This window comes from Bacillus sp. LH1, assembly GCF_057924895.1.
The window spans coordinates 4,820,178-4,842,651 of the sequence record NZ_CM175007.1 but is presented as its reverse complement, the minus strand read 5'-3'; the positions used below and the strand labels follow the sequence as shown (position 1 = coordinate 4,842,651).

General features: G+C 35.2%; 28 protein-coding genes and 2 pseudogenes. 17 read left to right on the top strand and 13 right to left on the bottom strand.

Annotation, left to right across the window (positions count from 1 at the left end; all coding sequences use genetic code 11):
- Positions 1-3: 3 nt before the first annotated feature.
- A complete protein-coding gene (locus ACX9TM_RS25140; protein ID WP_000683440.1) occupies positions 4-585 on the bottom strand; it encodes an NAD(P)H-dependent oxidoreductase in 582 nt (193 codons plus the stop codon).
- Between the two features lie 622 nt (positions 586-1,207).
- Between ACX9TM_RS25140 and ACX9TM_RS25135 the strand changes: the two genes are divergently transcribed.
- Entirely contained in the window at positions 1,208-1,687 is a 480-nt protein-coding gene (locus ACX9TM_RS25135; protein WP_000351221.1) for a GNAT family N-acetyltransferase, read from the top strand.
- Between the two features lie 23 nt (positions 1,688-1,710).
- Here the strand turns inward: ACX9TM_RS25135 and ACX9TM_RS25130 are convergent, their stop codons facing one another.
- Positions 1,711-2,202: a phosphatidylglycerophosphatase A family protein gene (locus tag ACX9TM_RS25130; protein WP_000665103.1), complete on the bottom strand. Its 492-nt coding sequence runs from the start codon at positions 2,200-2,202 to the stop codon at positions 1,711-1,713.
- Positions 2,203-2,322: 120 nt separating this feature from the next.
- Here ACX9TM_RS25130 and yutH point away from each other — a divergent pair, with 120 nt between their 5' ends.
- Complete coding sequence (gene yutH, locus ACX9TM_RS25125; protein WP_000614215.1) at positions 2,323-3,324, top strand: spore coat putative kinase YutH; 1,002 nt, start codon at positions 2,323-2,325, stop codon at positions 3,322-3,324.
- A gap of 61 nt (positions 3,325-3,385) precedes the next feature.
- Here yutH and ACX9TM_RS25120 read toward each other — a convergent pair whose 3' ends face one another.
- Both ACX9TM_RS25120 and ACX9TM_RS25115 read right to left on the bottom strand, forming a co-directional pair.
- Positions 3,386-3,601 carry a hypothetical protein gene (locus ACX9TM_RS25120; RefSeq protein ID WP_001125507.1) on the bottom strand — a complete coding sequence of 72 codons (216 nt, stop codon included), beginning with the start codon at positions 3,599-3,601 and terminating at the stop codon, positions 3,386-3,388.
- A gap of 322 nt (positions 3,602-3,923) precedes the next feature.
- Positions 3,924-4,160, bottom strand: coding sequence for a NifU family protein (locus ACX9TM_RS25115; RefSeq protein ID WP_000431159.1), 237 nt, complete (start codon positions 4,158-4,160; stop codon positions 3,924-3,926).
- A gap of 195 nt (positions 4,161-4,355) precedes the next feature.
- Here ACX9TM_RS25115 and ACX9TM_RS25110 point away from each other — a divergent pair, with 195 nt between their 5' ends.
- From ACX9TM_RS25110 to ACX9TM_RS25100, 3 genes are all read left to right on the top strand, one after another.
- Complete coding sequence (locus tag ACX9TM_RS25110; protein ID WP_000248590.1) at positions 4,356-4,664, top strand: YuzD family protein; 309 nt, start codon at positions 4,356-4,358, stop codon at positions 4,662-4,664.
- 51 nt (positions 4,665-4,715) lie between these two features.
- Positions 4,716-5,510 (top strand): nucleotidyltransferase domain-containing protein, encoded by a 795-nt coding sequence (locus ACX9TM_RS25105; RefSeq protein WP_000788486.1) that lies wholly within the window; start codon positions 4,716-4,718, stop codon positions 5,508-5,510.
- Between the two features lie 123 nt (positions 5,511-5,633).
- The gene (locus ACX9TM_RS25100; RefSeq protein WP_061457841.1) at positions 5,634-6,302 is read left to right on the top strand and encodes a hypothetical protein; all 669 of its coding nucleotides are present in this window, start codon (positions 5,634-5,636) and stop codon (positions 6,300-6,302) included.
- Between the two features lie 73 nt (positions 6,303-6,375).
- On the opposite strand, the gene ACX9TM_RS25095 is transcribed toward ACX9TM_RS25100, so the two are convergent.
- Both ACX9TM_RS25095 and ACX9TM_RS25090 read right to left on the bottom strand, forming a co-directional pair.
- Complete coding sequence (locus ACX9TM_RS25095) at positions 6,376-7,014, bottom strand: DUF4304 domain-containing protein (protein ID WP_063220579.1); 639 nt, start codon at positions 7,012-7,014, stop codon at positions 6,376-6,378.
- Complete coding sequence (locus ACX9TM_RS25090) at positions 7,001-7,471, bottom strand: SMI1/KNR4 family protein (protein WP_002184004.1); 471 nt, start codon at positions 7,469-7,471, stop codon at positions 7,001-7,003. The genes ACX9TM_RS25095 and ACX9TM_RS25090 overlap by 14 nt, the downstream gene beginning before the upstream one ends.
- An 86-nt stretch (positions 7,472-7,557) precedes the next feature.
- Here ACX9TM_RS25090 and ACX9TM_RS25085 point away from each other — a divergent pair, with 86 nt between their 5' ends.
- From ACX9TM_RS25085 to phnA, 4 genes are all read left to right on the top strand, one after another.
- Positions 7,558-9,216 carry an outer membrane protein assembly factor BamB family protein gene (locus ACX9TM_RS25085; RefSeq protein WP_000714467.1) on the top strand — a complete coding sequence of 553 codons (1,659 nt, stop codon included), beginning with the start codon at positions 7,558-7,560 and terminating at the stop codon, positions 9,214-9,216.
- A 299-nt stretch (positions 9,217-9,515) separates the two neighbouring features.
- Entirely contained in the window at positions 9,516-10,313 is a 798-nt protein-coding gene (locus ACX9TM_RS25080; RefSeq protein ID WP_002026505.1) for a DUF2628 domain-containing protein, read from the top strand.
- 69 nt (positions 10,314-10,382) lie between these two features.
- The gene (locus tag ACX9TM_RS25075) at positions 10,383-10,664 is read left to right on the top strand and encodes a hypothetical protein (protein ID WP_000626489.1); all 282 of its coding nucleotides are present in this window, start codon (positions 10,383-10,385) and stop codon (positions 10,662-10,664) included.
- Between the two features lie 159 nt (positions 10,665-10,823).
- Entirely contained in the window at positions 10,824-11,165 is a 342-nt protein-coding gene (phnA, locus tag ACX9TM_RS25070; protein WP_000212737.1) for an alkylphosphonate utilization operon protein PhnA, read from the top strand.
- A gap of 199 nt (positions 11,166-11,364) precedes the next feature.
- Here the strand turns inward: phnA and ACX9TM_RS25065 are convergent, their stop codons facing one another.
- The 4 genes from ACX9TM_RS25065 to ACX9TM_RS25050 all read right to left on the bottom strand — a co-directional run bounded on the left by ACX9TM_RS25065 (position 11,365) and on the right by ACX9TM_RS25050 (position 14,337).
- Positions 11,365-12,162, bottom strand: coding sequence for an ABC transporter permease (locus ACX9TM_RS25065; protein ID WP_000679254.1), 798 nt, complete (start codon positions 12,160-12,162; stop codon positions 11,365-11,367).
- Positions 12,146-12,805 carry an ABC transporter ATP-binding protein gene (locus ACX9TM_RS25060; protein WP_065382068.1) on the bottom strand — a complete coding sequence of 220 codons (660 nt, stop codon included), beginning with the start codon at positions 12,803-12,805 and terminating at the stop codon, positions 12,146-12,148. Before ACX9TM_RS25060 ends, ACX9TM_RS25065 begins: the two co-directional genes overlap by 17 nt.
- Positions 12,806-12,859: 54 nt before the next feature.
- Positions 12,860-13,033 (bottom strand): aspartyl-phosphate phosphatase Spo0E family protein, encoded by a 174-nt coding sequence (locus ACX9TM_RS25055; protein WP_001054091.1) that lies wholly within the window; start codon positions 13,031-13,033, stop codon positions 12,860-12,862.
- A gap of 233 nt (positions 13,034-13,266) precedes the next feature.
- Positions 13,267-14,337, bottom strand: coding sequence for an NAD(P)/FAD-dependent oxidoreductase (locus tag ACX9TM_RS25050; protein WP_065382069.1), 1,071 nt, complete (start codon positions 14,335-14,337; stop codon positions 13,267-13,269).
- Between the two features lie 351 nt (positions 14,338-14,688).
- Here ACX9TM_RS25050 and ACX9TM_RS25045 point away from each other — a divergent pair, with 351 nt between their 5' ends.
- From ACX9TM_RS25045 to ACX9TM_RS25015, 7 genes and pseudogenes are all read left to right on the top strand, one after another.
- Positions 14,689-14,928: a YuzB family protein gene (locus tag ACX9TM_RS25045; protein ID WP_000595026.1), complete on the top strand. Its 240-nt coding sequence runs from the start codon at positions 14,689-14,691 to the stop codon at positions 14,926-14,928.
- Between the two features lie 268 nt (positions 14,929-15,196).
- Complete coding sequence (gene dapF / locus ACX9TM_RS25040) at positions 15,197-16,063, top strand: diaminopimelate epimerase (protein ID WP_033696605.1); 867 nt, start codon at positions 15,197-15,199, stop codon at positions 16,061-16,063.
- Positions 16,064-16,104: 41 nt separating this feature from the next.
- On the top strand, positions 16,105-16,458 hold the full coding sequence (locus tag ACX9TM_RS25035) for a HesB/IscA family protein (protein WP_000573822.1): 354 nt from the start codon (positions 16,105-16,107) through the stop codon (positions 16,456-16,458).
- 489 nt (positions 16,459-16,947) lie between these two features.
- A complete protein-coding gene (locus ACX9TM_RS25030) occupies positions 16,948-17,709 on the top strand; it encodes a hypothetical protein (RefSeq protein WP_065382070.1) in 762 nt (253 codons plus the stop codon).
- 54 nt (positions 17,710-17,763) lie between these two features.
- Positions 17,764-17,984: pseudogene (locus ACX9TM_RS25025) on the top strand (hypothetical protein).
- Positions 17,985-18,097: 113 nt separating this feature from the next.
- Positions 18,098-18,272 (top strand): annotated as a pseudogene (locus ACX9TM_RS25020) (methyltransferase).
- Positions 18,273-18,378: 106 nt separating this feature from the next.
- Entirely contained in the window at positions 18,379-18,732 is a 354-nt protein-coding gene (locus tag ACX9TM_RS25015; protein ID WP_065382071.1) for a YxeA family protein, read from the top strand.
- A gap of 28 nt (positions 18,733-18,760) precedes the next feature.
- Here ACX9TM_RS25015 and ACX9TM_RS25010 read toward each other — a convergent pair whose 3' ends face one another.
- Positions 18,761-19,222: a 2-thiouracil desulfurase family protein gene (locus ACX9TM_RS25010; protein ID WP_000635496.1), complete on the bottom strand. Its 462-nt coding sequence runs from the start codon at positions 19,220-19,222 to the stop codon at positions 18,761-18,763.
- Positions 19,223-19,302: 80 nt separating this feature from the next.
- Between ACX9TM_RS25010 and ACX9TM_RS25005 the strand changes: the two genes are divergently transcribed.
- On the top strand, positions 19,303-20,190 hold the full coding sequence (locus tag ACX9TM_RS25005; protein WP_000535274.1) for a helix-turn-helix domain-containing protein: 888 nt from the start codon (positions 19,303-19,305) through the stop codon (positions 20,188-20,190).
- Positions 20,191-20,200: 10 nt separating this feature from the next.
- Here ACX9TM_RS25005 and ACX9TM_RS25000 read toward each other — a convergent pair whose 3' ends face one another.
- Both ACX9TM_RS25000 and ACX9TM_RS24995 read right to left on the bottom strand, forming a co-directional pair.
- On the bottom strand, positions 20,201-21,448 hold the full coding sequence (locus ACX9TM_RS25000) for an MFS transporter (protein WP_000391929.1): 1,248 nt from the start codon (positions 21,446-21,448) through the stop codon (positions 20,201-20,203).
- Positions 21,449-21,665: 217 nt separating this feature from the next.
- A complete protein-coding gene (locus ACX9TM_RS24995; protein ID WP_063220583.1) occupies positions 21,666-22,145 on the bottom strand; it encodes a GyrI-like domain-containing protein in 480 nt (159 codons plus the stop codon).
- Positions 22,146-22,474 lie beyond the last annotated feature (329 nt).

The following is a 22,474-nucleotide window of genomic DNA, read 5'->3' as shown; positions in this document are numbered from 1 at the left end:
TTATTAGAATGCACGATTCACAACGTCTTTTACTTCTTCAAGATATTGTTTACGCACATCATTATCCACAGAAGGGACACTTGTATAGAATGTATGCTCAATTGTTTCAATACCTGTGAATTCAAAAATACCAACATCCGCTGTTTTCTTCATTGCATCAAACATGCCGCCTGCTGTGTATGCCTCTTTCGTATTGCCCATTGTAGATAATAACAATCCTTTTTTACCGCTTAATAACTTTTCAATGCCGTTTTCACCGTAAGCATAAGCAAATCCATGGCTGAATACACGGTCAACGTATCCTTTTAAAATAGCAGGAAGTCCCGCCCACCACACTGGATAAATGAATGTAATGCTGTCAGCCCAAGAGATATGTTCTTGTTCTTCTTTAATATCTTCTGGTGTATTTCCTTGAGAAAATGAGATGAAATCGGAAGCGCCTAATACTGGATTAAAGTTTAATTCGTATAGATCGCGAACGCGTACTTCGTGACCTTTTCCTTCTAATTCACTTTTTACCGTTTCTAAAATCGCATGGTTGAAGCTTTCTGTATTCGGGTGTGCATAAACGATTACATGTTTCATTTTTCTTCCTCCTATTTGTGGATATGTGAATAGCTATTTGTATTTCTGTAACTATTATGGTTACTACTTTTATAGAAGTCAAGTAATACATATGTATGTATAAAAAGACGCTCGAAAATCGCCTTTTTATACCCCGCTCATACAAAGTACAAAGAAGACGAATAAAATGATAACAATACCAATGCCAAAGTTAAATACGAGAGTACTATCCATATATGTAGCCTCCTTGTTTGAAAGTAAAAAGCACTCTAGTTAAGAGTGCTTTTTTATTTTGAATCTACTTTATAACTTTTAGAAAGTGATTCATGCGTGTCATGATTTACATTATTTTATGTATTTATACTTTGAAATGAGTAAGTCCTTGTTGGATATAGAAAAAAAGACACTCGTTCGAGTGTCTTTTAAGATGACAAAATGTGCCAATTGCTTGAGGTTGATAAGACGCTAATTTCCGTTTTAACGCCTTTTCTCTAATCAAGAAGTGTAGCAACAGCGATTCAAATAAATTGTACCATCTGTTTAATAGCTGTGCGTATGTAATTCTGCATATTGCAATTAGAGGGAAATTTAATGTGAAAAATGAATGAGTAAATATATAGAAATTTGATAAGGAGTGAGAAGGTTGGATATACATGTGTTAACAAAAGAAGAAGCGATGGAGATAAATACGTGGACGTACGAGGAACCTTATAGTTTATATAGTTTTTCAGGCGAGAAAGAAGTAATAGAAGAGCTATTAGATGGAACGTATTATGGCTGTTGTGACGATCAAGGAGACCTCATCGGTTATTTTTGTTTTGGAGCAAATGCACAAGTGCCAGGTGGAAGAGATGCTAATTTATATGGTGGAGAAGATGTGATTGATATCGGACTTGGCATGAAGCCGGCGTTAACTGGGAAGGGAATAGGGAAAGAATTCTTCCAAGCTGGAATAGCGTTTGCCACGAAAGAGTTTAATGCAAAAATGTTTCGATTAAGCGTAGCAACATTTAATACAAGAGCGATTACGTTATATAAAAATATCGGATTTAAACAAGGGATTATTTTTTTGAGCCGCGGAAGAGAATTTATGCTTATGGAATACGAAAGGCCGTCAGCATGAAACTGACGGCCTAGAAAACATTATTATTCTGAGTGCTCAGCTCGGTGCGCTAAACGGCTTGAAGCAGCGGCAGCGATTCCGCCAACGATATCATCAAGGAATGTATGCACCTTTCCAGTTGATTTATCATTTAAGTATTCTAAAATACCAGGTTTTAATTTATCAATATATCCAAAGTTCGTGAAACCGATAGAGCCGTACACGTTTACGATAGAAAGTGCGATAACTTCATCAATTCCGTATAAGCCTTCATCACGTTTTACAATATCTTGTAACGGTTCACTTAGCATTCCCTTTTCAGCAAGGACATCAAGCTCGATACCAGTAATCAGTGCGTTTTGTACTTCACGTTTTGATAGTACACGTTCTACATTGTAACGGCATTCTGACATCTCTAAATTTGGATGATATTTTTTTTGAAGAAAATGAACAAGTTCAGCAATATCGTCAATTGTTACACCACGTTCTTGTAATAGTTGTAATGCTCTTTCTTGTAGTTGATTTGATTCTTTCATGTTTATCACCTTTTTTTCTTTTTAGTATTTGTATACGTTTCGTTGCTTTATCATGTGCATAGGAATGAAAGGCGAGCACAAGCTCATATATATAAAGAAAAACCATAGGTGGCGACTGCGATGATTCAGCATATTTATGAGCATTATCACATGCATGTTAAAGAATTAATCCCCCTTGGCCCCTATAAAAGCTTTTGGATTCGCAACAAAATTTATGTACTTGTTCCAATTGGAGAAATGGAGGAAGAAGTACTTGTAGAGATGAAAAAGCTCAGTGACTATATGAACCAGCAAGGGGATATAACTGTAGCGACTTTCGTTCCAACTATACACGGCTACTATGTAAGTGAGATAGAAGAACAAAATTACTGCTTATTAAAAGGTATGCGAGCGTTAGAACGACATGCTACGTCATTAGGGAGTGAACTTTCTATATTCCATAAACGAGGTGCATTCTTTCCAGAAGAAATCGAGCAATTAAGCCGCATTGGTGAATGGAAAGCGTTATGGGAAAAGAGACTCGATCAGTTAGAAAAGTTTTGGCAATCACAAGTGATGAACCACCCTACAGACGTATTCGATCAATTGTTTATTGAATCCTTCCCGTATTACTTAGGAGTTGCAGAAAATGCCATTCAATATGTTGTTGATACAGAAATGGATGATACGCCGCAACTAACGGATGCAGCGACAATTTGCCAAGAACGATTCACACCTTTATTATGGCATCAAACGAAGCGTCTCAAACTTCCTTTTGATTGGGTGTATGATCACCCAACTCGAGATATAGCAGAATGGATTCGCTATATGATGATTGAAAAAAAGAAAGACTGGGATCAAACAATCGTTCAATTTGTTACAGATTATGAACGGAATTACTCGCTGTCCTCATTTGGTTGGCGTTTATTATTTGCAAGGCTCCTGTTCCCACTTCACTATTTTGAAACGGTCGAACGATATTATCAAACTGGAAACGAAGAACAAAAAAGCATATATAGAGATCGCTTAGAAGCCATTTTACACGATGTGAACCGCTCAGAGCAATTTATGAAGCACTTTTATGGCTCACTTCGTTTACCAGTAGATAAGCTCGGGATTAGAAAATTAGATTGGTTATCTTAAAAATATAAAAAAGAGACCGAGTGAGGTCTCTTTTTTATATACCACAATTTTATGTAATACATTATGCCCCTACCTGCTGATCTGTACATATATTTAAAACGAATTGATGCCTTTCGAGCTTTTCATTTACTTTACCCAATAATTCTTGCTGGATTTCTTTAAATAAAAATTGATAGCTTGTATTCCATGTTGGTATAACGGATGAAAGGCCTAATAAATACTCTTTTTTCTTTTCTAGTTCTTGGATTGTTACAAAAGTGTTCCCCATTTTTGGCATCTGTCGTCCCCCCCTATGTTTTTTTACTGTATATGTGTGAACGATTCACTATATAGTATTAATTATCGCATTTTTTGAGAAGGATTTCCAATTTTGTTTTATGATGTTAACGGATAAATATAATTTGAATAAAAAAAAGGAGACCAAATTTGGTCTCCTTTTAGCAAGTGACTTTGAACGAGCCGCTTCTGCTTTTAGATTAATATCCAGCTCCAGCGGCTAAAATGTTCGGTGGCTTCGCTTCTTCCGCCGAGGCAAAAAGCGCCTCTATGTCAGAAGCTCCATCCCCCTCACATTTTGAGCGAGCCGCTTCCGCTTTTAATTAAAATACTTGTTCTACTTCGATAACGCCTGGTACTTCTTCAAGTAACGCGCGCTCGATACCAGCTTTTAGTGTGATTGTAGAACTTGGGCAGCTTCCGCATGCACCCATAAGGCGTAGTTTTACGATACCTTCTTCAATGTCTACTAATTCAACGTCTCCGCCATCGCGAAGTAAGAATGGACGTAATTTATCTAATACTTCTAATACTTGTTCTTGCATATGTGGGTTTTCCATTTTTATCGACTCCTTTCATCAGTTTTATTATAATCAAGATAGAGGGGAAAATCTATTTTTTCTCTTCTTGTTTTATTGTCGAAATATTGTATCGTGTTTTTTCAGTATAGGGGTATGGAATAAGTTTGTAAAATGATGTGCTTATGTAATAAGACATCTGAATATACTGTTGGGACAAGAAGTGGGGGAGAAGAAATGGTTAATGTGCAAGTGTATGGGACGAAAGTAATTTGTGCGAGCTGCGTCGGAATGCCATCTTCAACAGAAACGTTTGAATGGTTACAAGCGGCAATTGGTCGTAAATATGAAGGACAAGAAAATAAATTTAATTTCGAGTATATTGATTTCCAAGAAGAACAAGAAGATGAAGATAAAAAAGCATTCGCAGAGCGAGTAGTGGAAGAAGATTTATTTTATCCGGTCGTTCTTGTAAATGGAGAAATTGTTGGAGAAGGAAATCCTCGTTTGAAGGATGTTTATGAAGAAATCGAGAAATATTTATAAAACAAGAAGTCTTTGCGAATTTGCAAAGGCTTTTTTATTGGAGGGATAGATATGAAAAATGGAGTGAAGCATGCGTTACCAACGGAAGTACAACAGTTAATGGAGCGGTACACAGTAGAATTAAAAGAAATTTTTTTGGATGAAAAAATAGTCGGGGTATATATTTACGGATCCATCGCACTAGGTGCATTTCATAAGGAAACGAGCGATGTTGATTTTGTTACAGTGATAAATGATTCCGTGAATGAAGCTGAAAAACAGCAGCTTGTGGAACTACATAAGAAACTTAGTGACAATACGCTAGGTAAAAGAATGGACGGTATGTATATTCCGCTTGCTGACTTAGGGAAATACAATGATGAAATGAACGAGTACGTGTATTGTGCAGATGGTAAAGCTAATGTTGGTCATTGGGACATTAATGCGGTCACATGGTGGACGTTGAAAAATCAAGGCATTACAGTTACAGGAAAAGAAGCAGAAGATCTTCCGCTGCAAATACAATGGAATGATGTAGTAAATACGATGAAATACAACGTAGAACAGTACTGGAGTGAAAAGGCGAAGAAGCCATATTTATTTTTTATAGAAGAGTGGGTAGAATCAGCTGTCGTTACGATGGGACGCATTTTATATACACTAGATTATAAAACAATCGTTTCAAAAGATAGAGGATTGCAATACTTGTCAGAACGTTCAGCGGAAGAATGGGAGCTCTTATTAAAAGAAGTAGCGAGAATACGGCACAATCCAAAAGAAAAGAGAATGCTCTCAAGGTGGAGAAGGGCAGATATGACGAAGAGGTACTTACTGCATTTAATTGAGACGTGTAGAGAGAAATGGTAGGGAAGAAAATGGACAATACAGTGGGGGGTATTGTCTTTTTTATTTTGTAGTAGATAGAAAAGTATTTACAAGTATTGTGTAGAGGAAAGATAATAGAAAAAAATATGCGCATGGGGGAAGATGATGAGTAAATATAAATTACATATAGATAGAGAACAATTATGGAAAGGATGCGTTTTAAATTCGATTGCCCATGCAATTAATGTAGCGCATTGTCCAGATTTCTCACATGAAAGTTCATGGGATGGATTTAACTATAGTATGCAAGATAGCCAAGGGGGACAAGGGACAATTACGTTTCATCCGAATTACACGATTGTATGTCTTCAAGATGTGAATAGCGAGAGAATTGATGAGTGGATTGATGCGAAAAATTATTTTGAAGGGGCACCTTCGGAAGTAATAGATATTGCGAAAGAAGAAGCACTTCAATATGTATTAGAAGAAGTAGAAGGTGAAACAGTTCCTTTTATTACAACTGCATTTTGGATTGAGGATAGCGGTGCGTATTCAATTGATTCATTTGAAGAGATGGAAGAGCACGGCGGATTCTTATTAGAAATTCCATTACTTGATACAGCATCAGCAATAGAAAGACTAGAAGAAGAGTATGAACTGACAGAGGAACAAATAGAGCTTTTACAACTCGTGTATAAGAAAAAAATCCAAAGTCCAAATGAGGAAATTAAGTTGTCCAAAGAAGAAGTAGCAATGATTGGAACGGAAGATAGTAAAGGATTGGAAGTTAGTAAGGATTCATTTGAAGAAATGAATATTACTTGGGAGTTGTAGGGGGGATAACATGTTTCCGATTTAAAAAGTTACAAGAGGAATATAAAGCACTAGTAGAAAGTACAATGTGAAATTACATTGTACTTTCTACTAGTTTTTTCATATACATATCAACTTCGTGAAAGAATATGGGCTCTTTTTCCTCGGTATTCAGATGCACGGTGCAATGTAAATATTGCTGTAAGTAGCGATTAGCTTGTTCGTACTGTTTTAATTTGTAGAAAGAAAAACAGGTAAGAAGTAGAAACGCTTTTTCTTCTAATATTGGAACGACAGCTAGTATCGGAGTAATGGAATGTATATTTATTTCCACTAAATTTTCATAAGATGCCCACGTTTGAAACCAGTCGAAAATAGTAGAAAGGTAATTCGGAATGTTGATAGTTTCATGTGAAACATTGTGCAATAGCTGGTTCTGTTTGATATGTATAGGCTCTATTCTTGTTTGTAGAATGCAAGCGAATATTGAAATGTTTTCTTTTATTTGTAATTGGTTCGTAATAAGCTGCGGGAGACCGATAGGGTGAACTCCTATATTTATATAAAAATCATCTCCAAACTGGCTTTTTTGTATGTTAATGAGCTTATAAAATCCGTTTTCAGCTTTGAAAAATGTATGTCTTTTTTTCTTAAAGCCGAGTGGTTTTAAAGTGGCGTGTAAATTTGTAATAAAATCTTGCTCCTTTTTAGAGCCAGGCTTATTCTTCGTCATATTCATAAGTAGTTAAGTTTTGTAAGAACCTTTCAAAGTTAGGTGCTAATTCAATAATTTCCTCAAATTCATTATCGATAAATATAACTGGAGGATTTTCAGCTACATTTCGATAGTCTAATGCAATCCATGTATGTCCATCACCAGATAAAAGTACGATATTCTCAGGCATTTCCCATTCTCGAATTAAATAGCGGCTCTCTAAAATACTAGATTCATTTTCATTAAAAGAAATACCATATAAACCAGATACATTAACGTGATCGTCTGCCCAAGAATTTGGCTTTGAAGTAGGGTGAACATCGAGACGAAGAGTTCCCCCATTTTGTTCTTTTAGAAGGTTTATATATGATTCTGGAAGTTTTACGTTCAGTACTTCTTCTGCTTTTTTGATTAGTTCATCGTTAATGGGTGCTAGTTTTAAATAGTCATCGTCTGCCCAAATTGTACTCTTCATATTCGGTCACCTCAAATAATAGTTTTAAGAATCTTATGTCATATATTATAGTTAGTTTAGATAACACGCAATAGAGGGAGGAAATAATGAAAAAGTTTCAAATCGAACTAAATAAACTGCCGACAGAAAATGCCGGAGAAATAGTACTTAGTATAGATGAGAGTATTGTGTTTCAAGAAAAAACAGACATAATAGACCCGATTTGTCAGTTGTTTGACGCTTGTATCGAGGTCTTTAGATATGATGACGCTACAATTTTCTTAAATGAATATGAAAAAAAGATGGAATTTAAGAAGAAAGATGGGGAGTTTCTCATTATTAATCAGAGAGGCAAGAAGTTAGCTAGTGTTGATAGCGAGCAATTTTTACGAGTACTCTTTTCGTTTCTTAAAAAGGAGATAGGGCAGATTTACATGAGTGGAGTTGATTCTTTTCGAATCAAAGATGCTTACCATAGAATGTTAGAAATTGATCCATTTGTTCCTAAACTTGTAAATGGAAATGACGAAATTATGTATCGAACTTATCATTCTACAAGTGACAAGTATGAATTAAAATGGAAGTATTTAAAAGGGAGAGAGGTTGAACCGATATTTACTCCGGTACTATCTCATGATAAGAAGAGTATCTTTTATGTAGAGGAAAATAACCACAGAATTCGTAAACTCGATAGTGAAACGAAAGAAGAGATTTGGCAGTGCCGTATTCCAATAGTAGAAGATTGTAATTGCATTACTGTGAATGGTGTCGTAATTATTTGGCATGCAAATAGATTTGGAGAAAGTATTGCGAAATTGTATGCTATTTCATCAAGTTGTGGAGAGCTTCTATGGGATTTAGAAATAGAAGGGCATATTATACAAGATGTAAAAACTACGGGAGAAGAGTTACCACGTTTACTAGTTATTACACAAGAAGGCTACAATGTTTTATTAGAGCTTGAAAGTGGAGTAAAAGTATGGGAAAAGAATGTTCGAGTCGGAGGAGAAAAATTGCAGTGCCATCTTGGCCCAGATTACTATGTATTAGCAGGGAATCCTTTTGATGAAGATGGGGAAGTTGATGCATATAGTAATGTTGCAATTGCCATTCAATTATTAGATGCTTCTACACGATGGAAACAAATGATGGAAGATTGTAATCCAAATGAACCAGTTACTTTAACTAATGAACATTTTATATGTGTAGCAATGGAGGTATTACAAAAGTGGGAATATGGAAAAGAAGGCTGTAACTTAATTTTTGAAAAAGCTTTTGATGAGGTATGGTACTCTTGCATTGAATCAAAGGAAGCAAAAATACTATTAACAAGAACTGAGTATGGATATGAAGGGGTAAGTAGACAAATACAATGTTATGATCATAAGAGCGGTCAAAAGTTATATGAAGTAAATATGTCTTTTGAAATTGAATTGCCTCCATTTCTTATCGGAGAGATGATGGTATTGTCCTTAGGAGAAGGCAGAATTTGTGGTATTAATATTCAAACAGGTAAAGTGCTTTGGAACAATACTACTCTACATGATATTACAGAGGTTCTGTTATATAAAGATGGAGAAATTTACATTGCAACTTCAAATTTAGAATTGATAATACTTGATGCTGAATGTGGTGAAGTAAAAGATATAATTAAACTCCCTAAAAATGTTGTTGTAATAGATTTTATTGTATCAATTGAGGCAGGTAATAATGGACTATTCATTAGTTGTGTAAGTGGAAATATGTTTGAAATAGTAGAAGGCTAATTTGTGAGCGCTCTTAAGTCGAGATGTTTGTTTTAAAATAGTAGTATATATTCACTAAAAAGGATGTATAAAAATGATTTTGATGCATCCTTTTTAGTGAATATATAAAATAATTAACTTAGTGTATTAAAGGTATGATACACGATTATTTTAATATATTTAAAAGTAAAATGAAATAAGAAACGGATAATTGTCGGAATATATTCGATTTCCGTTCACTTTTATGAAATATGTGTACTTTTTGTTAGATTCCTTCATTTTGTCCATATACAATAAATGTATATAGAAATAAGAAAAGGATGATGTACGTGAAGGACACGGTTTTACAAGAAACGATTTCTCCACAAGAATTACATAAAGTTGTTCAAAAGAACACAGCTTATTATGACTTTAAGTGGGGTAAAGTAGAAAATCCAGCGCAAGGGAATACATGGAATTGGGTAGCCTTTTTCTTCCCAACTTTTTGGTTAGCTTATCGTAAAATGTATAAGTTATTTATTATATTTGCGTTATTGGCTATACCTAGTATAGTTATACCCCCTTTTATAGATATTCCAGATGGGATTTATGTAACATTTAGTTTAGCTCTTCAATTAGGAATGATGATATTTACTGGATGGCAAGGAAACCGTTTATATTATAAGCAGGCTGTTCGTGTTTTTCGTAAGGGAGAAGATGCGTCTGATCATGAGAAGGCGTATTTCTTACAATCAAAGGGCGGCGTGAGTATTGCTGGTATGATTGGTTTACAGATTATAGTCGGGATTGTGTATGGATTAGCTGCGTTCGGGCTGTCCTTTTTACCAACTGAGCCGAATATTAAAAACGTTGTTCGTTCAAGTGGCGAAGGGGTTACTTTAGAGATTATGACTGATAATCCAACTTGGAAGTTTGTGAAGAAAGAAAAAGATTATGACGTAGTAGAGTTTACTGGTTATGATTATACAGAGAAGAAAAACGTGAAAATTAAATTTGCTGTTTATTTCGATGAAGATTATTTCGAGTGGCAAGAGGTATATGAAAATAATAAGAAGTTAAGTGAAGAAGAAGTAGAAGAATATCAAATTTACATTGAAGAAAATAATTGGGGTTTCTAGAGGGAACTCGTTCATTTTGAAAAGAAGAATCTTGTGAAGGTTCTTCTTTTGTTTATTAGGGGGAGAGAAATGATTTCAGTATTAATAGAAGCTCTAATAGGATCGATTAGTTTAAGTACGGGTTTACACACGAAAAAGATTGATGCTAACATACGTTACTTGCAGCAGTATGAATGGTTTCGAATGATATATGAAGACGAAAAGTATCGAAAGTTATTTATTACGAACTACAAAGTTCGCTCATATTTACAAAGTAAGCTAAGAGTTCGATTGCTTGTAAAAAATAAAAATGCACAACGAAGATTTTTAAAATTAGTAGAAGAGCAAATAGAAAAACGGCATACAAATTGAAATTTTGTAAAATACAATAAAAAATGAGAATTTGAGGTAGGCTTGTCAATAACGTGAGACTATGGCACTATAAAGAAATGCTATACAAATTTTATTTATCGAGATGTAAACATCAATTTTGATTTTTACGTATAAATAATGAACGGAGGAAATGAATTTATGGCTACTTTACCAAATTGTCCAAAATGTAATTCAGAATATACGTATGAGGATGGCGTTCTTTTCGTATGTCCAGAATGTGCTCATGAGTGGGGCCAAGAAGCAGAAGCTGAAAATAATGATGGTGCAAAAGTTGTAAAAGATGCGAACGGAAACGTTCTGCAAGACGGCGATGCAGTTACTGTTATTAAAGATTTAAAAGTAAAAGGAACTTCTTCAGTTGTGAAGATCGGTACGAAAGTAAAGAGTATCCGTCTAGTTGATGGCGATCACGATATCGATTGCAAAATCGACGGTTTCGGAGCTATGAAGTTAAAATCACAGTTCGTTAAGAAGGCGTAAGTAAATAGAAGAGGAGGCGAATAGCCTCCTCTTTTTATTATGTCACTTTTTGTCGGTAAATCGATATTTCGTACAAAATCGTTGATATATTCTGAGTTATGATAGATATATTTGAAAAATCGTTGATATATTGCAAGTTATGATAGATATATTGAAAAAATCGTTAATATAATTTCATTCATCGTGAACTACGCACGATTCACCGTGCACCATAGTCAATTTCTTTCAATTGACATCGCTTATTAAAGAACGTTTTATATCCAAGCTGTAAAAAGATAATGACAGCAAAGGCAGTACTTCCAGAAATACCGAGTATGATGGCGATTTGATATTGAATGGCTGTGAATGGTGATACACCGGATAATATTTGACCAGTCATCATGCCTGGTAAGCTTATAATTCCCATTCCGACCATAGAATTAATTGTTGGTAAAATAGCAGAGTCAAAAGCGTCTCGAATGAGCGGAGCAGCTGCTTCTTTCGGTGTTGCGCCGAGCATAAGTGCACCTTCAATTTGACCTCTTTGCGATTTCATATTGTTTAAGAACGTATTTGCGCCGAGAGAAACACCAGTCATGGCATTCCCAACTAACATTCCTGTAATAGGGACGATATATTGCGGAGCATACCACGGATCATGTCCGATAATAACAAAGATAAATAGTAGAAGTGGCCCAATTGATCCGGCGACCATGGAAAGGGCGGCTACTCGTTTTAATTCTTTAGACATTGGGATGTTAACTCGTTTATAAATATTAAAAATTGCAAAGGTAGTAATAGAAGTAATGAGAGCAATTGTATAAAATGGATTACTGTTTTCAAATACGTATGTAAGGACATATGCAACAAGTACGAGCTGAATCGTCATACGGAATGTTGCGAGCGCGATTTGTTTTTCGCGAGGTATTCCTTTTAATTTTACAAGTCCAATTAAAATAAGAATAAAAATATAGGCAGCTGCAAGTTGCCAAATTTGGAGTTCAATAACGCCCTTCAACAGAGAGCACTTCCTTTCTAGTTGCACCGTTTGCTTTACTAATCTCAATAATGTCGTCTGCAACTTCTTTTGGAAGTTGTTGTGAGTGTGTGATGAAGATAATTGTTTTTTTCTTTTTTCGTGCTAGTTCAGTAAATTGTTTCATAACGTGGCGTTCTGTATCACTGTCTAATGCTGAAGTAGGTTCATCTAATAAATAGACAGGCGGATCCATAAGTACGATACGTGCAAAGGCAAGTCTTTGTTTTTCACCGCCAGATAGTGAGGAGGCGCTATCTTCTAATTGCTTGTCTAAGCTAACGGTTTGTAATGCACTCCGCAGGGCATCATCATTTGGAAATGGTTTTTCAGAAAGACGAAGTCCCATTAATAGGTTGTCTTTAATGGTTCCATCAAAAATAGGTGGAGTTTGCCCAAGCATAACTACGTCACGACGTAATTGAATAGGATGATAATCAGAAATTAATTTTCCGTTATATTCAATTGTGCCGGATGTTGGAGATTGTAAATCGTTTAACATGCGAAGCAACGTGCTTTTTCCGCTTCCGCTTTCACCGATAATGCAAGTAATCTTTTCTTTTTGAATCTGTAAATAAGGAATGTGTAGTATATCTTTATATATAACGTTTTTTAATATAAACATAAATCGCTCCTTTCTGATTCTAGTTATATCGTATCAAAAAAGAGAAGATAACGGTTATAAAGAGCAACGTTTTTTCTTCGTCTTGAGTTTTATTAATAAGTTAAGTAAACGATCTAATTCTTGGCTGAAAGAAATCACTTTATCATGAGTCAATCCGTATCGTTCAACGAGATAGATTAACTCTTTCTTTTTCGCTTCTATTCGATTGTTTAGTTTCGATAAGTTCATAAGTGGAATGTAATGCCTCCTACAAAAGTATTTATCACATAAAAAATAAGACCGAATGAATTCGGTCTTCAAGGAAATAATAAAACAACTTACAAATAGCATACAATGTTTATCAATATTTTTTAATATAAAAATGAAAAATAAATCATTATAAATATTGAGAAAGATGTGTCTGATAATTTTTAAAAACTGATGCAAAGAGGCTGCCTACATAGTAGACAGCCTGTAAAGTATTAACCTTTATGATATTTGTACATCCAAAGAAGACCAGATTTTAATAATCTCGGTACACGTCCCATTAATGGTTGGTTTGCGAGTAAACCGAATCCATGCTTCTTACCAAGAGATCCTAGAACACCTTTTAATTTAATAACAGGTAGTTCATCCGGGAGTGGTTCATTATTCCAACGTTTTAATAATATTTGGACAATTTGTTCTCCTTGACCTTCAGCAAGTTGGGCAGATGGTGCATGTGGAAGTGCTGCGCAATCTCCTACAACGTAAACATGCTCGTTGTTTGGAATATTGTGATATTTCGTTAAGACAACCCGTCCGCTACCATCTTGTTTAACTGGAAGGTTTCGAACAACTTCATTTGCTTGAATACCAGCTGTCCAGACAATTGCATCACATTCAAGTGGTTCATCGTGATTATACACAATATTTGGTTCCACTTTTGTAATGTTAGAGTTTCTTATAATATTAACTTTATGTTTTACGAACCATTCTTCTACGTATCTACTTAATTTCTCTGGATACGGGAATAAAATTCTATCTTTTCGATCAAATAAATAGATTTTTAAATCAGAACGGCTTTCACGAAGTTCACTTGCTACTTCAACGCCACTTAAGCCAGCACCAACAACAGCTACTGTTGCATTTGGTTCTAGACTATTTAATTGTTCATATGTTTTACGTGTTTGTTCAATTGATTGTAGACTATGTGTATATTCCCTAGCCCCAGGAACGTTATGATATTTATCTTCACAGCCAAGTCCGATAATTAAGTCATCATATTGGATTGCTTCGCCGCCATCGAGATGAACAGCTTTTTCTTCGAGGTCAATATTTGTTATTGTGCCGTATTGAATATTGAGGCGTGGGTGTTCAGGAAACGGTATACGAATATGCGTTTCTGAAATAGTACCCGCAACTAATGCATAATATTCAGTTTTGAAGCAATGATATGGTACTTTGTCGATTAATGTCACTTGTACATCATCTGGAAGTTGGTTGCTTGGAAGTAGCCTTTGCAGAATTCTCATTCCACCGTAGCCGCCACCTAGTATTACGAGGTGTTTCATGATGGATTACCCCTTTTCTGTTGAAATATCCCCTAATCATAAAATTTTATATTAATAAAATATTTTGACTTTACTCAATCAAATTATATCGAATTTGTGAACAAATAACAATGCATGAATGAATACTCTGTTGTACAATAAGAAGAAAAGTAAAATAAACTGTTTTTCCTTTGTAGTTACTATTTCATTGGAAGTAGCATGTTATATAGAAGAAATCATCTACTTTGAAGTGAAATAATGAAGTAACTAAATAGTTTAGACTGTGTAACGAAAACAACAAGAAACAGCTTAGTTTTCTTCTTATAGATAAAGTGAAAAGGTAATTTGTTTTGTAGTACAGGGGGGAGAATTTTGATTAAACCATTAATTGAATTTTGTGTAGGTAACCTTGCAAGTGGTTCACAAGCAGCTCTAGAAAAATTAGAAAAAGATCCGAATTTAGATGTAATGGAGTATGGTTGTCTAGGATATTGTGGTATTTGTTTTGAAGGACCGTTTGCACTTGTAAATGGTGAAGTTGTACAAGGTGCAACAGTAGAAGAGCTTGTTAATAATGTATATGAGTATTTGGATGAAAATCCAATGTTTTAAGGTGTTGCGAATTAGCAGCACCTTTTCCATTAGATAAAACTTTATTTTGTGGGGAAGACTAATGCTGATTATTAGCCTTCCCCAATTGAAAATAGTGGGATAAATAAAAAAAGGCCCTTTTTAGAAGGGCTTTTTTCTTACACAAATTTTGTAAGAGTGGCTCATCGCCAAACGTTGTCAAATATGAGAAACGGGGGACATTCATATTGTGTTCTAAAAGCATGCATTTTATACTTAACATAACAAATTATTTTTGGAGTGAATATAAATGAGCCAATTTTCTTTTACAAAAATGCATGGTCTTGGCAATAGTTATATATATGTAAATATGTTTGAAGAACAAATTCCTGAAGAAGATTTAGCTCTTGTGGCGGAAAAGGTTTCAAATATTAATACTGGTATTGGAGCAGATGGAATGATTTTAATTTGTCCATCTGATGTAGCACCGGTGAAAATGCGCATGTTTAATAATGATGGATCAGAAGGAAAGAGCTGTGGTAACGGTTTACGCTGCGTAGCGAAATATGCGTATGAGCATAAACTAGTAGAAGAAACAGTTTTTACAATTGAAACGTTGGCTGGTATTGTAACGGCTGAAGTAACAGTAGAAGATGGTGTCGTGACATTAGCGAAAATCGATATGGGAGCACCGCGTCTAACACGTGTAGAAATACCGATGCTTGGTGAAGGTGAAACACCATTTATTCGTGAAAACTTCTTATACAATAATCATCGTTATGCATTTACAGCTGTTTCAATGGGAAATCCACATGCGGTTATTTTTGTTGATGATGTAGAAAAAGCACCTCTTACAACACTTGGACCAGTCCTCGAGACACATGAAATGTTTCCAGAGCGAGTAAATGTTGAGTTTATCGAAATTTTGAATGATGACGAGATGAACTTCCGCGTTTGGGAACGTGGATCTGGTGTAACGCAAGCTTGCGGAACAGGAGCGTGCGCTGCAGTTGTAGCTGCTATTTTAAATGGAAAGATGGAACGAGGTAAGGAAATTACAGTTCATTTAGCTGGCGGCGATTTAATGATTGCGTGGACTGAAGAAGGAAACGTGTTAATGAAAGGACCAGCAGAAGTAATTTGCCGCGGAGTGTATGAGTACAAGATAGAAGCGTAAAGATGTATAATAGAAGAAGAACAGAAAGGATGGTGTATTTCATGATTGAAGTAACAGAACAAGCAGCTTTTCAAATTAAAGATATGTTAAAAGATGCTGAAGATGGAGAGAAGTACGTGCGCCTTGCTGTACACGGCGGCGGATGTAGCGGTCTTTCTTACGGCTTAGGGTTTGAAGTAGAACCAAAAGAAGACGACACAGTTCTTGAGTTTTTCGGTGTTGAATTTGTTATCGATAAAGAAAGTGCTCCGATTGTTAAAGGAGTAAAAATTGATTATAAACAATCTATGCTTGGCGGCGGATTCACAATTGATAATCCAAACGCAATCGCATCATGCGGATGTGGATCATCTTTCCGTACAGCGACGAATGCTGGTAAACCAGAAGAATGCTAAGTTTTTAGACGAAATAGAAAAGGCCTTTTTAGCGATGGAATAAAATCGTTAGAAAGGTCTTTTCTTTTGGCGTTAAAACAGAAAATGCATGTAAAGTTACTTTGGAATTTAATTTAAATGTTATTATATATAGGATATGTAATTTATATTGTGAATTCCAGTTTCATATTGCTCGTTTTAAGATAAGATTTCGTAACAGAAATGTAAATAAATAGAAGAAATATACTATTTATTAGTTGTATTTAATGTTAATATTTGTAACGAAGATGATTGGCGATCGTGTTCGGACTAGCTGTAGTTTCACCGGTTATTACTAATAGGTAGATTTATCCCATAAAAGCCCGATTGGTGAGGGCTGATTAAAGTTTCACTTTATATAAAAAAGGTGTATGAGGGAGAAGGCTATAGCAAATTGTATAGAACTGAATAGTTCCGTATTCATTAAATTACGTTGATTACTAGATATTAAAAAACACCGGGGGGATTAGAATGAAGTTATTTAAGAAAGTACTTATAGTAGGGGTGGCGTTGACTACAGTATCGATTTTGGGAGCTTGTTCTAGCGATACAGACGTATTAACAAAAGTAGGAGCAAAGCAACCAGCGAAGGCCGAAGGTGAAGAAGTATTAAAAGATCAGAAGAAAACACCTATGACCACGAGTAAACGTGAAAATATTAAAAATGAGGATGCTCCATCATCAAAGAAGCGTTATATTTCTCATGACGAATCTCAAAAGATTGAGGAAGGTATGACGTATACGGATATTCTTAATACGATTGACTACGATGGTGAGAACATAAAATATTATAATAACAATGAAAAACGCGTATTTTATACTGAAAAAGATACGGATGGTACATATGAAATTATGGTTGAATTAAATACATATGGTTACGTTGTGAATATTGAACGTACTGCTATAAAGGGTACAGATAAAGAGAATGAGGTATCTATGAAACGTATTGAAGAGCCTGTAAAGGAATATGAAGAAAAAAACGATCGTGTACCGTGGTATAAAGATGTAAACAACAATTCGGCAGCAGTAAGTTACAATCAATATTTGAAAATAAAAAAAGGTATGCCCGCGAATCAGGTAAAAGCTACAATTGGACAGCCACATGTGATTGAGAAATATAAATCTTATTCAGTATATGACTATACTGGTTATGGTGGAGAAGGATCATTACGTGTAATCTTTGAACCGAATGGAACTGTTACGGATGTAGTGGAAGACGGTTTACCACGATAATAAATTAATTACGGGAAGAATTGTAGTAAAGTTGTCTTTGATTTTATAAAGTTTTTGGGAGCATCTCCCAATATAGGTGAAAAAATAATTATAGTATTAGTATTTACCGAAGCTTCTTCCAAATTCAATAGCGTTATTGTGGATGTTGTTGCCGTATTATTTTTGTTGATATATACCGCAGTAGGGCAGCAATTGTAACTGGACGTAAAAGGATGTGGAGGAGTAGCAGCTTCCTTTTGAAAGAAGGAGGAAAATATGATAGAGGATATTTTTGAATTCATAGGGAGATACGTAATTAAACCTATTATTAATTTAGTAAGATATTTTGTAATAGAGATTATAATTGAGGGTATAATAGAAGGCGTAATAAACGGTATAAGGAAATTACGTGATAAGTGGAAAAATTGGCGTGAAAGACGTTATTGGCGGTAGTGTAGCTGATAAGCGTGCGAAACAAAAACGTTATACAGAAGTTTAATGAAATGATAGAAATCGACCCGCATTTACAATCTATACTCGTTCCAATTGATGATGGAATGACAATTTCTAAAGTGAAGAAATAATTATTATCTTACAAAAGTGTAATGTTCATGTCATGTTTTTGAATTTCTTCTTTAAGCTCTGGGCTTTAAGATAAGAATATAAGAAAAAACATATGAGGTGAAGGAAATGAAAAGATACATTGCACTATTTAGTATTTTAGTTGTATTCGCAAGCTTGTTAGTTGGTTGTGATTTAAACCGTATGGGTAAAGATGAGTACTACGTTCAAATTACAGTAGATGGAAAAGAAGTTCATAGTAAAGCTGATAATGGTCAAAAATTTAAAGATTATGAATATAAGTTGACTGGCTTTGATAAAGACGGTAAAGAGAAAGAATTAGAATTTACAGCTCAAAAAAATCTTCGTAAAGAAGCATTCCTACGCGTATACCACTCAGATAAAAAAGGTGTTTCGGCTTGGGAAGAAGTAAAGAAAGACGAGCTTCCAGCGAAAGTGAAAGAAAAATTAGGTGCAAAATAAGAAAGAAAAAAGGAATTGACGAACAGGGTCAATTCCTTTTTATATTCTCAAAATCTTCTTCTGAAATGACTGTAAATCCATGTCTTTTGAATAAAGCAGTTGTTACCCCGTAACCAGTTTGTTTATTCCCGTTAAATTCTCCAGTGTAAATTGTAGAACTACCACAAGATGGACTACGTTCTTTCAAAATAATATATTCTGGGTGTAAATTTTTAATTTGTTCTAGCGCTTTATAAGCACCGCTCACGAAAGCTTCTGTAACATCTTCACCATCTTTTGTCATCACTTTCGCTTTTCCGTCCAAAACGTCGTCGCCATTCCCGCCAATAATTTCAGCAGAAGGACGAGGTGTTGGCAGTCCTCCTAATACTTCAGGACAAATGAGGACTGTATCTTCTTTTTGCAAAAGCTCCTCTATTTTTGAAACGAGATTGTCATTTCCGTCATATCGACAAGCTATACCACCTAAACAAGCGCTAATTACGATCATATTTTCATCTCCATTAAAAAAATATTAAATTCCACGCCAAATTCTCTTCCTGCCTCTTACTTATAAATGAGGTGATATAAATGGGAAGCTTATATAATTTAATGAAACCATACAGTGAATTTCGAAGTAAAGAAGAGTTTAATACATATCAAAAACAAGTTTTGAAACATTATCGATTTCAATTAAATAAAACGGATGCTACCATTATTCATTTTTTAGGAAAGTATGCAGTGAATGAGAAACAGAAAACAGTGGGGGTTGCTTGTCCATTAATGGAGACGATTGCTACAAATGTTGGAAAGAGTATTCGTACGGTACGCCGCTCTATTGCAAAGTTAGAGGAACTAGGAATTATAAAGCGTGTTGCGACAAAAGAAAGACATAGGCGCGGCGGATATAGTGCGAACTTATATGTATTTCTTATATCTGCAATTGACCGCATGGATGACCGTATGAAAATGTCCGCATGTGAAAGTGAGGATTATACAGCTGGCTGTAGCGGAAAGGAGCAAAAAAGCGAAAGGGAAACAATTCTTTCTAAAAACATTCCACAAATAAAAGAAAAAAGAAAAATAACGTACGAGCTTGATGAGACGTATTGCCGTCATGATATACCGAAGCCTTTTATATACGCACTTCTGCCGATGACGAGTAATCCGAAGAAGATTAATATATTTTGGAGTAAGGTGGAACTTGCATATAAAAAGAGTGGATTACTAGAGCAAGGTGTTTTACTGGAGCAAATATTAGCTGATGAAGAAGTGTATGGGAATTTCATTTGGCGCGTGAAAAGTGTTGTGAGGGCGTATAAATACGGGGAAATCCGTAAAAATGTGAAGGCACTTTTATATAGTACAGTGCGGGATTTATTTTTAGAGATTGGATTAGAATGGGGAGCAGCTGTGAGAAGAAGTAAGGGGATACCGTTATTTGATCCTTTTAAAAAGGAGCCATGCGTAAATGCATGACTCCAAGTAGTTAATCAAACTTTCTTACAACTGGAACACGAATCGCTACAAAGAGTACGAAGACAATAACGGCGATTGCACCGCTTTTCATAACGGTTACGATTGGAATTCCTATTGCAAGCGCGATGGATGTGAATGCATAAGAAAGCGGGATAAAGCCCATTGATGATAGCATAAGCAAACTCATTACGCGCCCCATCATTTCTTCTTTTACTGTCGATTGAATCATCGCCATCAGTGGAACGATAGCCATTGCGATTGTAATACCGTAAAACATGCCAGCTAATAATGCTTGCCATAGTACGGTACTAAAGTTGATGGATAAGAAGAAGACACCAGACAGTAGCATCATGATAATGCAAAATAGACCGCGTCTACGATTAATATTTTTTAAACCGACAATGACCGCACCGATTGCCATTCCGCCGCCGACAGACGCTTCTAAGTAACTAAACTGGAGCGAATCACCATGCAGCACGTTTTTAACAAAAAGCGGGAAACCAACTTGCATCGGGCCGATTAAAAATAGATTTAAAAAAGCGCTACAAATAAGGAAAGTTGAAAGGAATGGCGATTCCTTTACATATAAGATTCCTTCTTTAATGGAAGTGAACATACCTTTATCTGTATCTTTTAGTTCTGGCATCGTAAATTGTATTTTTTGAACGAGTATGGCTGCGACAATCAGTAATAAAATTGTAATAGAAAATATTGTCTCGTAGTTTGTAAATTTGATCAGAATTCCGCCAAGTACAGGGCCTAAGATGACCGATGCTTGGTTCGTCATTTGTGTAAGTGAATTCGCTTGTGTTAACCGGCTTTTTTCTACCAATTCAGGTAAGATAGATCCATCTGCTGACCAGAAAAAAGCATCAGCAAGTCCAAAGAATAAAGCGAATAAAGCAAATGTATATAGTGTTACATCACCAACGATAAACCATGTGAGAATGGTTGCGACAAGAATCGCTCGAATAATATTGGAGTAAAACATAATATTTTTTTTCGGGAATTTATCAGCTACAGCGCCGCCGATAATCATAAAAATAAGCCTTGGAACACTAAGAGCTACGAAAACAACACCGAGTGAAGCTTCAAGGTTTAATGTTTTTGCTATGTACCACGTTTGTGAAAAAGTAAAAAAGGCTAAAGCAAAGCTTGAAAAAAGAGTAGCTGCCCAAAGAAAAAGGAAATTCGTATTTTTTAATAACGGTTTTCCGCTTCCTTCTAAAGCAGTTTTATTTTGTTGTAGTTCCTCCATATTGCTTCCTTTCTATGTGACAAATTTAAACTAAAAAACCAGTAAACGCCCGATTGGTGAGGGCTAATACTTAATGGGAGATGCCCCCACTGATTATAGTTTCACTTTATACAGTTTCTAATATTTCTATACTGCACTTTCTCATTGTAGACAATAATAATGAATTTGCCCAGTAGCTATTTAACGACAAAAAAAGATGCCGAATGGGCATCTTTTTTTAGGCTAACGCAATATAAATATCCAATTGTGCATGATTTGGGTCTAATGCTCTTTCGTCGTAAAGCTCGAAGTCTGTTGTGAAGGCACGTTTATTTTCTTTCGACCATTGCCAAATATATTCCCAAGCTTCGCAAACGACTTCAGCAACTGGTCCCTTTCTCGTTGTAAATACCGCATATGTAGCAGCAGGTATTGTTAAAGTTGTCATATTTTCAGGAACGTCTTCTAATGAAGAAACGGGGGTACCGATTGTGAATGTATATGTACCAGTTTCATCTGATTCGTAGTTTGAGTAGAAAGCAAATGTTGCTTTCGTTTTTTTGTTTGGGATGTGATGCATCATTTGTTCTTGGAAGTAGCGGTTCCAAAGCTCGGGGATTTTTCCTTTAGTAGATGCCTCTCTTCCGTTAGTCGTCGTAACTGAAACACCGATTGCTTGGAAAGCTTCTTTTTTCATTATAATGGGCTCGTTAATCATGAAAATTCCTCCTTTAAAATAAGAACATTCGTTCCTGATTTTAATATAACATATTTTTATATGTGGAGTTTTTTTGAAAATTTTAATTATAAATAAAAATAAGTAAAAAATGGTAAAATTTCTATTTCGTGTACAAATAGATTTGGGAGTATGTTAAGATTTTTATGTATCCTTTAACTGTTATATAAACCTATACAATAGGGCATTTTTTACTATGTTAAAAAATGGTGAAGGTTTGTATAAGTGTCCGATATATATATGCTATTTTTGATAAATTAAAATAGTAATATTCTATGAGATTTATATTGTTGACATTGGGATTCAACAAT

Bases quoted from the DNA above. Each gene is read 5' to 3' on its own strand.
- ACX9TM_RS25110 (WP_000248590.1), top strand. From the start codon at position 4,356: ATGGTTAATGTGCAAGTGTATGGGACGAAAGTAATTTGTGCGAGCTGC.
- ACX9TM_RS25120 (WP_001125507.1), bottom strand. From the start codon at position 3,601: ATGCCAAAAATGGGGAACACTTTTGTAACAATCCAAGAACTAGAAAAG.
- ACX9TM_RS25100 (WP_061457841.1), top strand. From the start codon at position 5,634: ATGAGTAAATATAAATTACATATAGATAGAGAACAATTATGGAAAGGA.
- ACX9TM_RS24995 (WP_063220583.1), bottom strand. From the start codon at position 22,145: ATGATTAACGAGCCCATTATAATGAAAAAAGAAGCTTTCCAAGCAATC.
- ACX9TM_RS25010 (WP_000635496.1), bottom strand. From the start codon at position 19,222: ATGATCGTAATTAGCGCTTGTTTAGGTGGTATAGCTTGTCGATATGAC.
- dapF (WP_033696605.1), top strand. From the start codon at position 15,197: ATGAGCCAATTTTCTTTTACAAAAATGCATGGTCTTGGCAATAGTTAT.
- phnA (WP_000212737.1), top strand. From the start codon at position 10,824: ATGGCTACTTTACCAAATTGTCCAAAATGTAATTCAGAATATACGTAT.
- ACX9TM_RS25075 (WP_000626489.1), top strand. From the start codon at position 10,383: ATGATTTCAGTATTAATAGAAGCTCTAATAGGATCGATTAGTTTAAGT.
- ACX9TM_RS25090 (WP_002184004.1), bottom strand. From the start codon at position 7,471: ATGAAGAGTACAATTTGGGCAGACGATGACTATTTAAAACTAGCACCC.
- ACX9TM_RS25130 (WP_000665103.1), bottom strand. From the start codon at position 2,202: ATGAAAGAATCAAATCAACTACAAGAAAGAGCATTACAACTATTACAA.
- ACX9TM_RS25115 (WP_000431159.1), bottom strand. From the start codon at position 4,160: ATGGAAAACCCACATATGCAAGAACAAGTATTAGAAGTATTAGATAAA.
- ACX9TM_RS25080 (WP_002026505.1), top strand. From the start codon at position 9,516: ATGATGTACGTGAAGGACACGGTTTTACAAGAAACGATTTCTCCACAA.
- ACX9TM_RS25140 (WP_000683440.1), bottom strand. From the start codon at position 585: ATGAAACATGTAATCGTTTATGCACACCCGAATACAGAAAGCTTCAAC.
- ACX9TM_RS25055 (WP_001054091.1), bottom strand. From the start codon at position 13,033: ATGAACTTATCGAAACTAAACAATCGAATAGAAGCGAAAAAGAAAGAG.
- ACX9TM_RS25005 (WP_000535274.1), top strand. From the start codon at position 19,303: ATGGGAAGCTTATATAATTTAATGAAACCATACAGTGAATTTCGAAGT.
- yutH (WP_000614215.1), top strand. From the start codon at position 2,323: ATGATTCAGCATATTTATGAGCATTATCACATGCATGTTAAAGAATTA.
- ACX9TM_RS25000 (WP_000391929.1), bottom strand. From the start codon at position 21,448: ATGGAGGAACTACAACAAAATAAAACTGCTTTAGAAGGAAGCGGAAAA.
- ACX9TM_RS25105 (WP_000788486.1), top strand. From the start codon at position 4,716: ATGAAAAATGGAGTGAAGCATGCGTTACCAACGGAAGTACAACAGTTA.
- ACX9TM_RS25030 (WP_065382070.1), top strand. From the start codon at position 16,948: ATGAAGTTATTTAAGAAAGTACTTATAGTAGGGGTGGCGTTGACTACA.
- ACX9TM_RS25060 (WP_065382068.1), bottom strand. From the start codon at position 12,805: ATGTTTATATTAAAAAACGTTATATATAAAGATATACTACACATTCCT.
- ACX9TM_RS25050 (WP_065382069.1), bottom strand. From the start codon at position 14,337: ATGAAACACCTCGTAATACTAGGTGGCGGCTACGGTGGAATGAGAATT.
- ACX9TM_RS25035 (WP_000573822.1), top strand. From the start codon at position 16,105: ATGATTGAAGTAACAGAACAAGCAGCTTTTCAAATTAAAGATATGTTA.
- ACX9TM_RS25015 (WP_065382071.1), top strand. From the start codon at position 18,379: ATGAAAAGATACATTGCACTATTTAGTATTTTAGTTGTATTCGCAAGC.
- ACX9TM_RS25095 (WP_063220579.1), bottom strand. From the start codon at position 7,014: ATGACGAAGAATAAGCCTGGCTCTAAAAAGGAGCAAGATTTTATTACA.
- ACX9TM_RS25085 (WP_000714467.1), top strand. From the start codon at position 7,558: ATGAAAAAGTTTCAAATCGAACTAAATAAACTGCCGACAGAAAATGCC.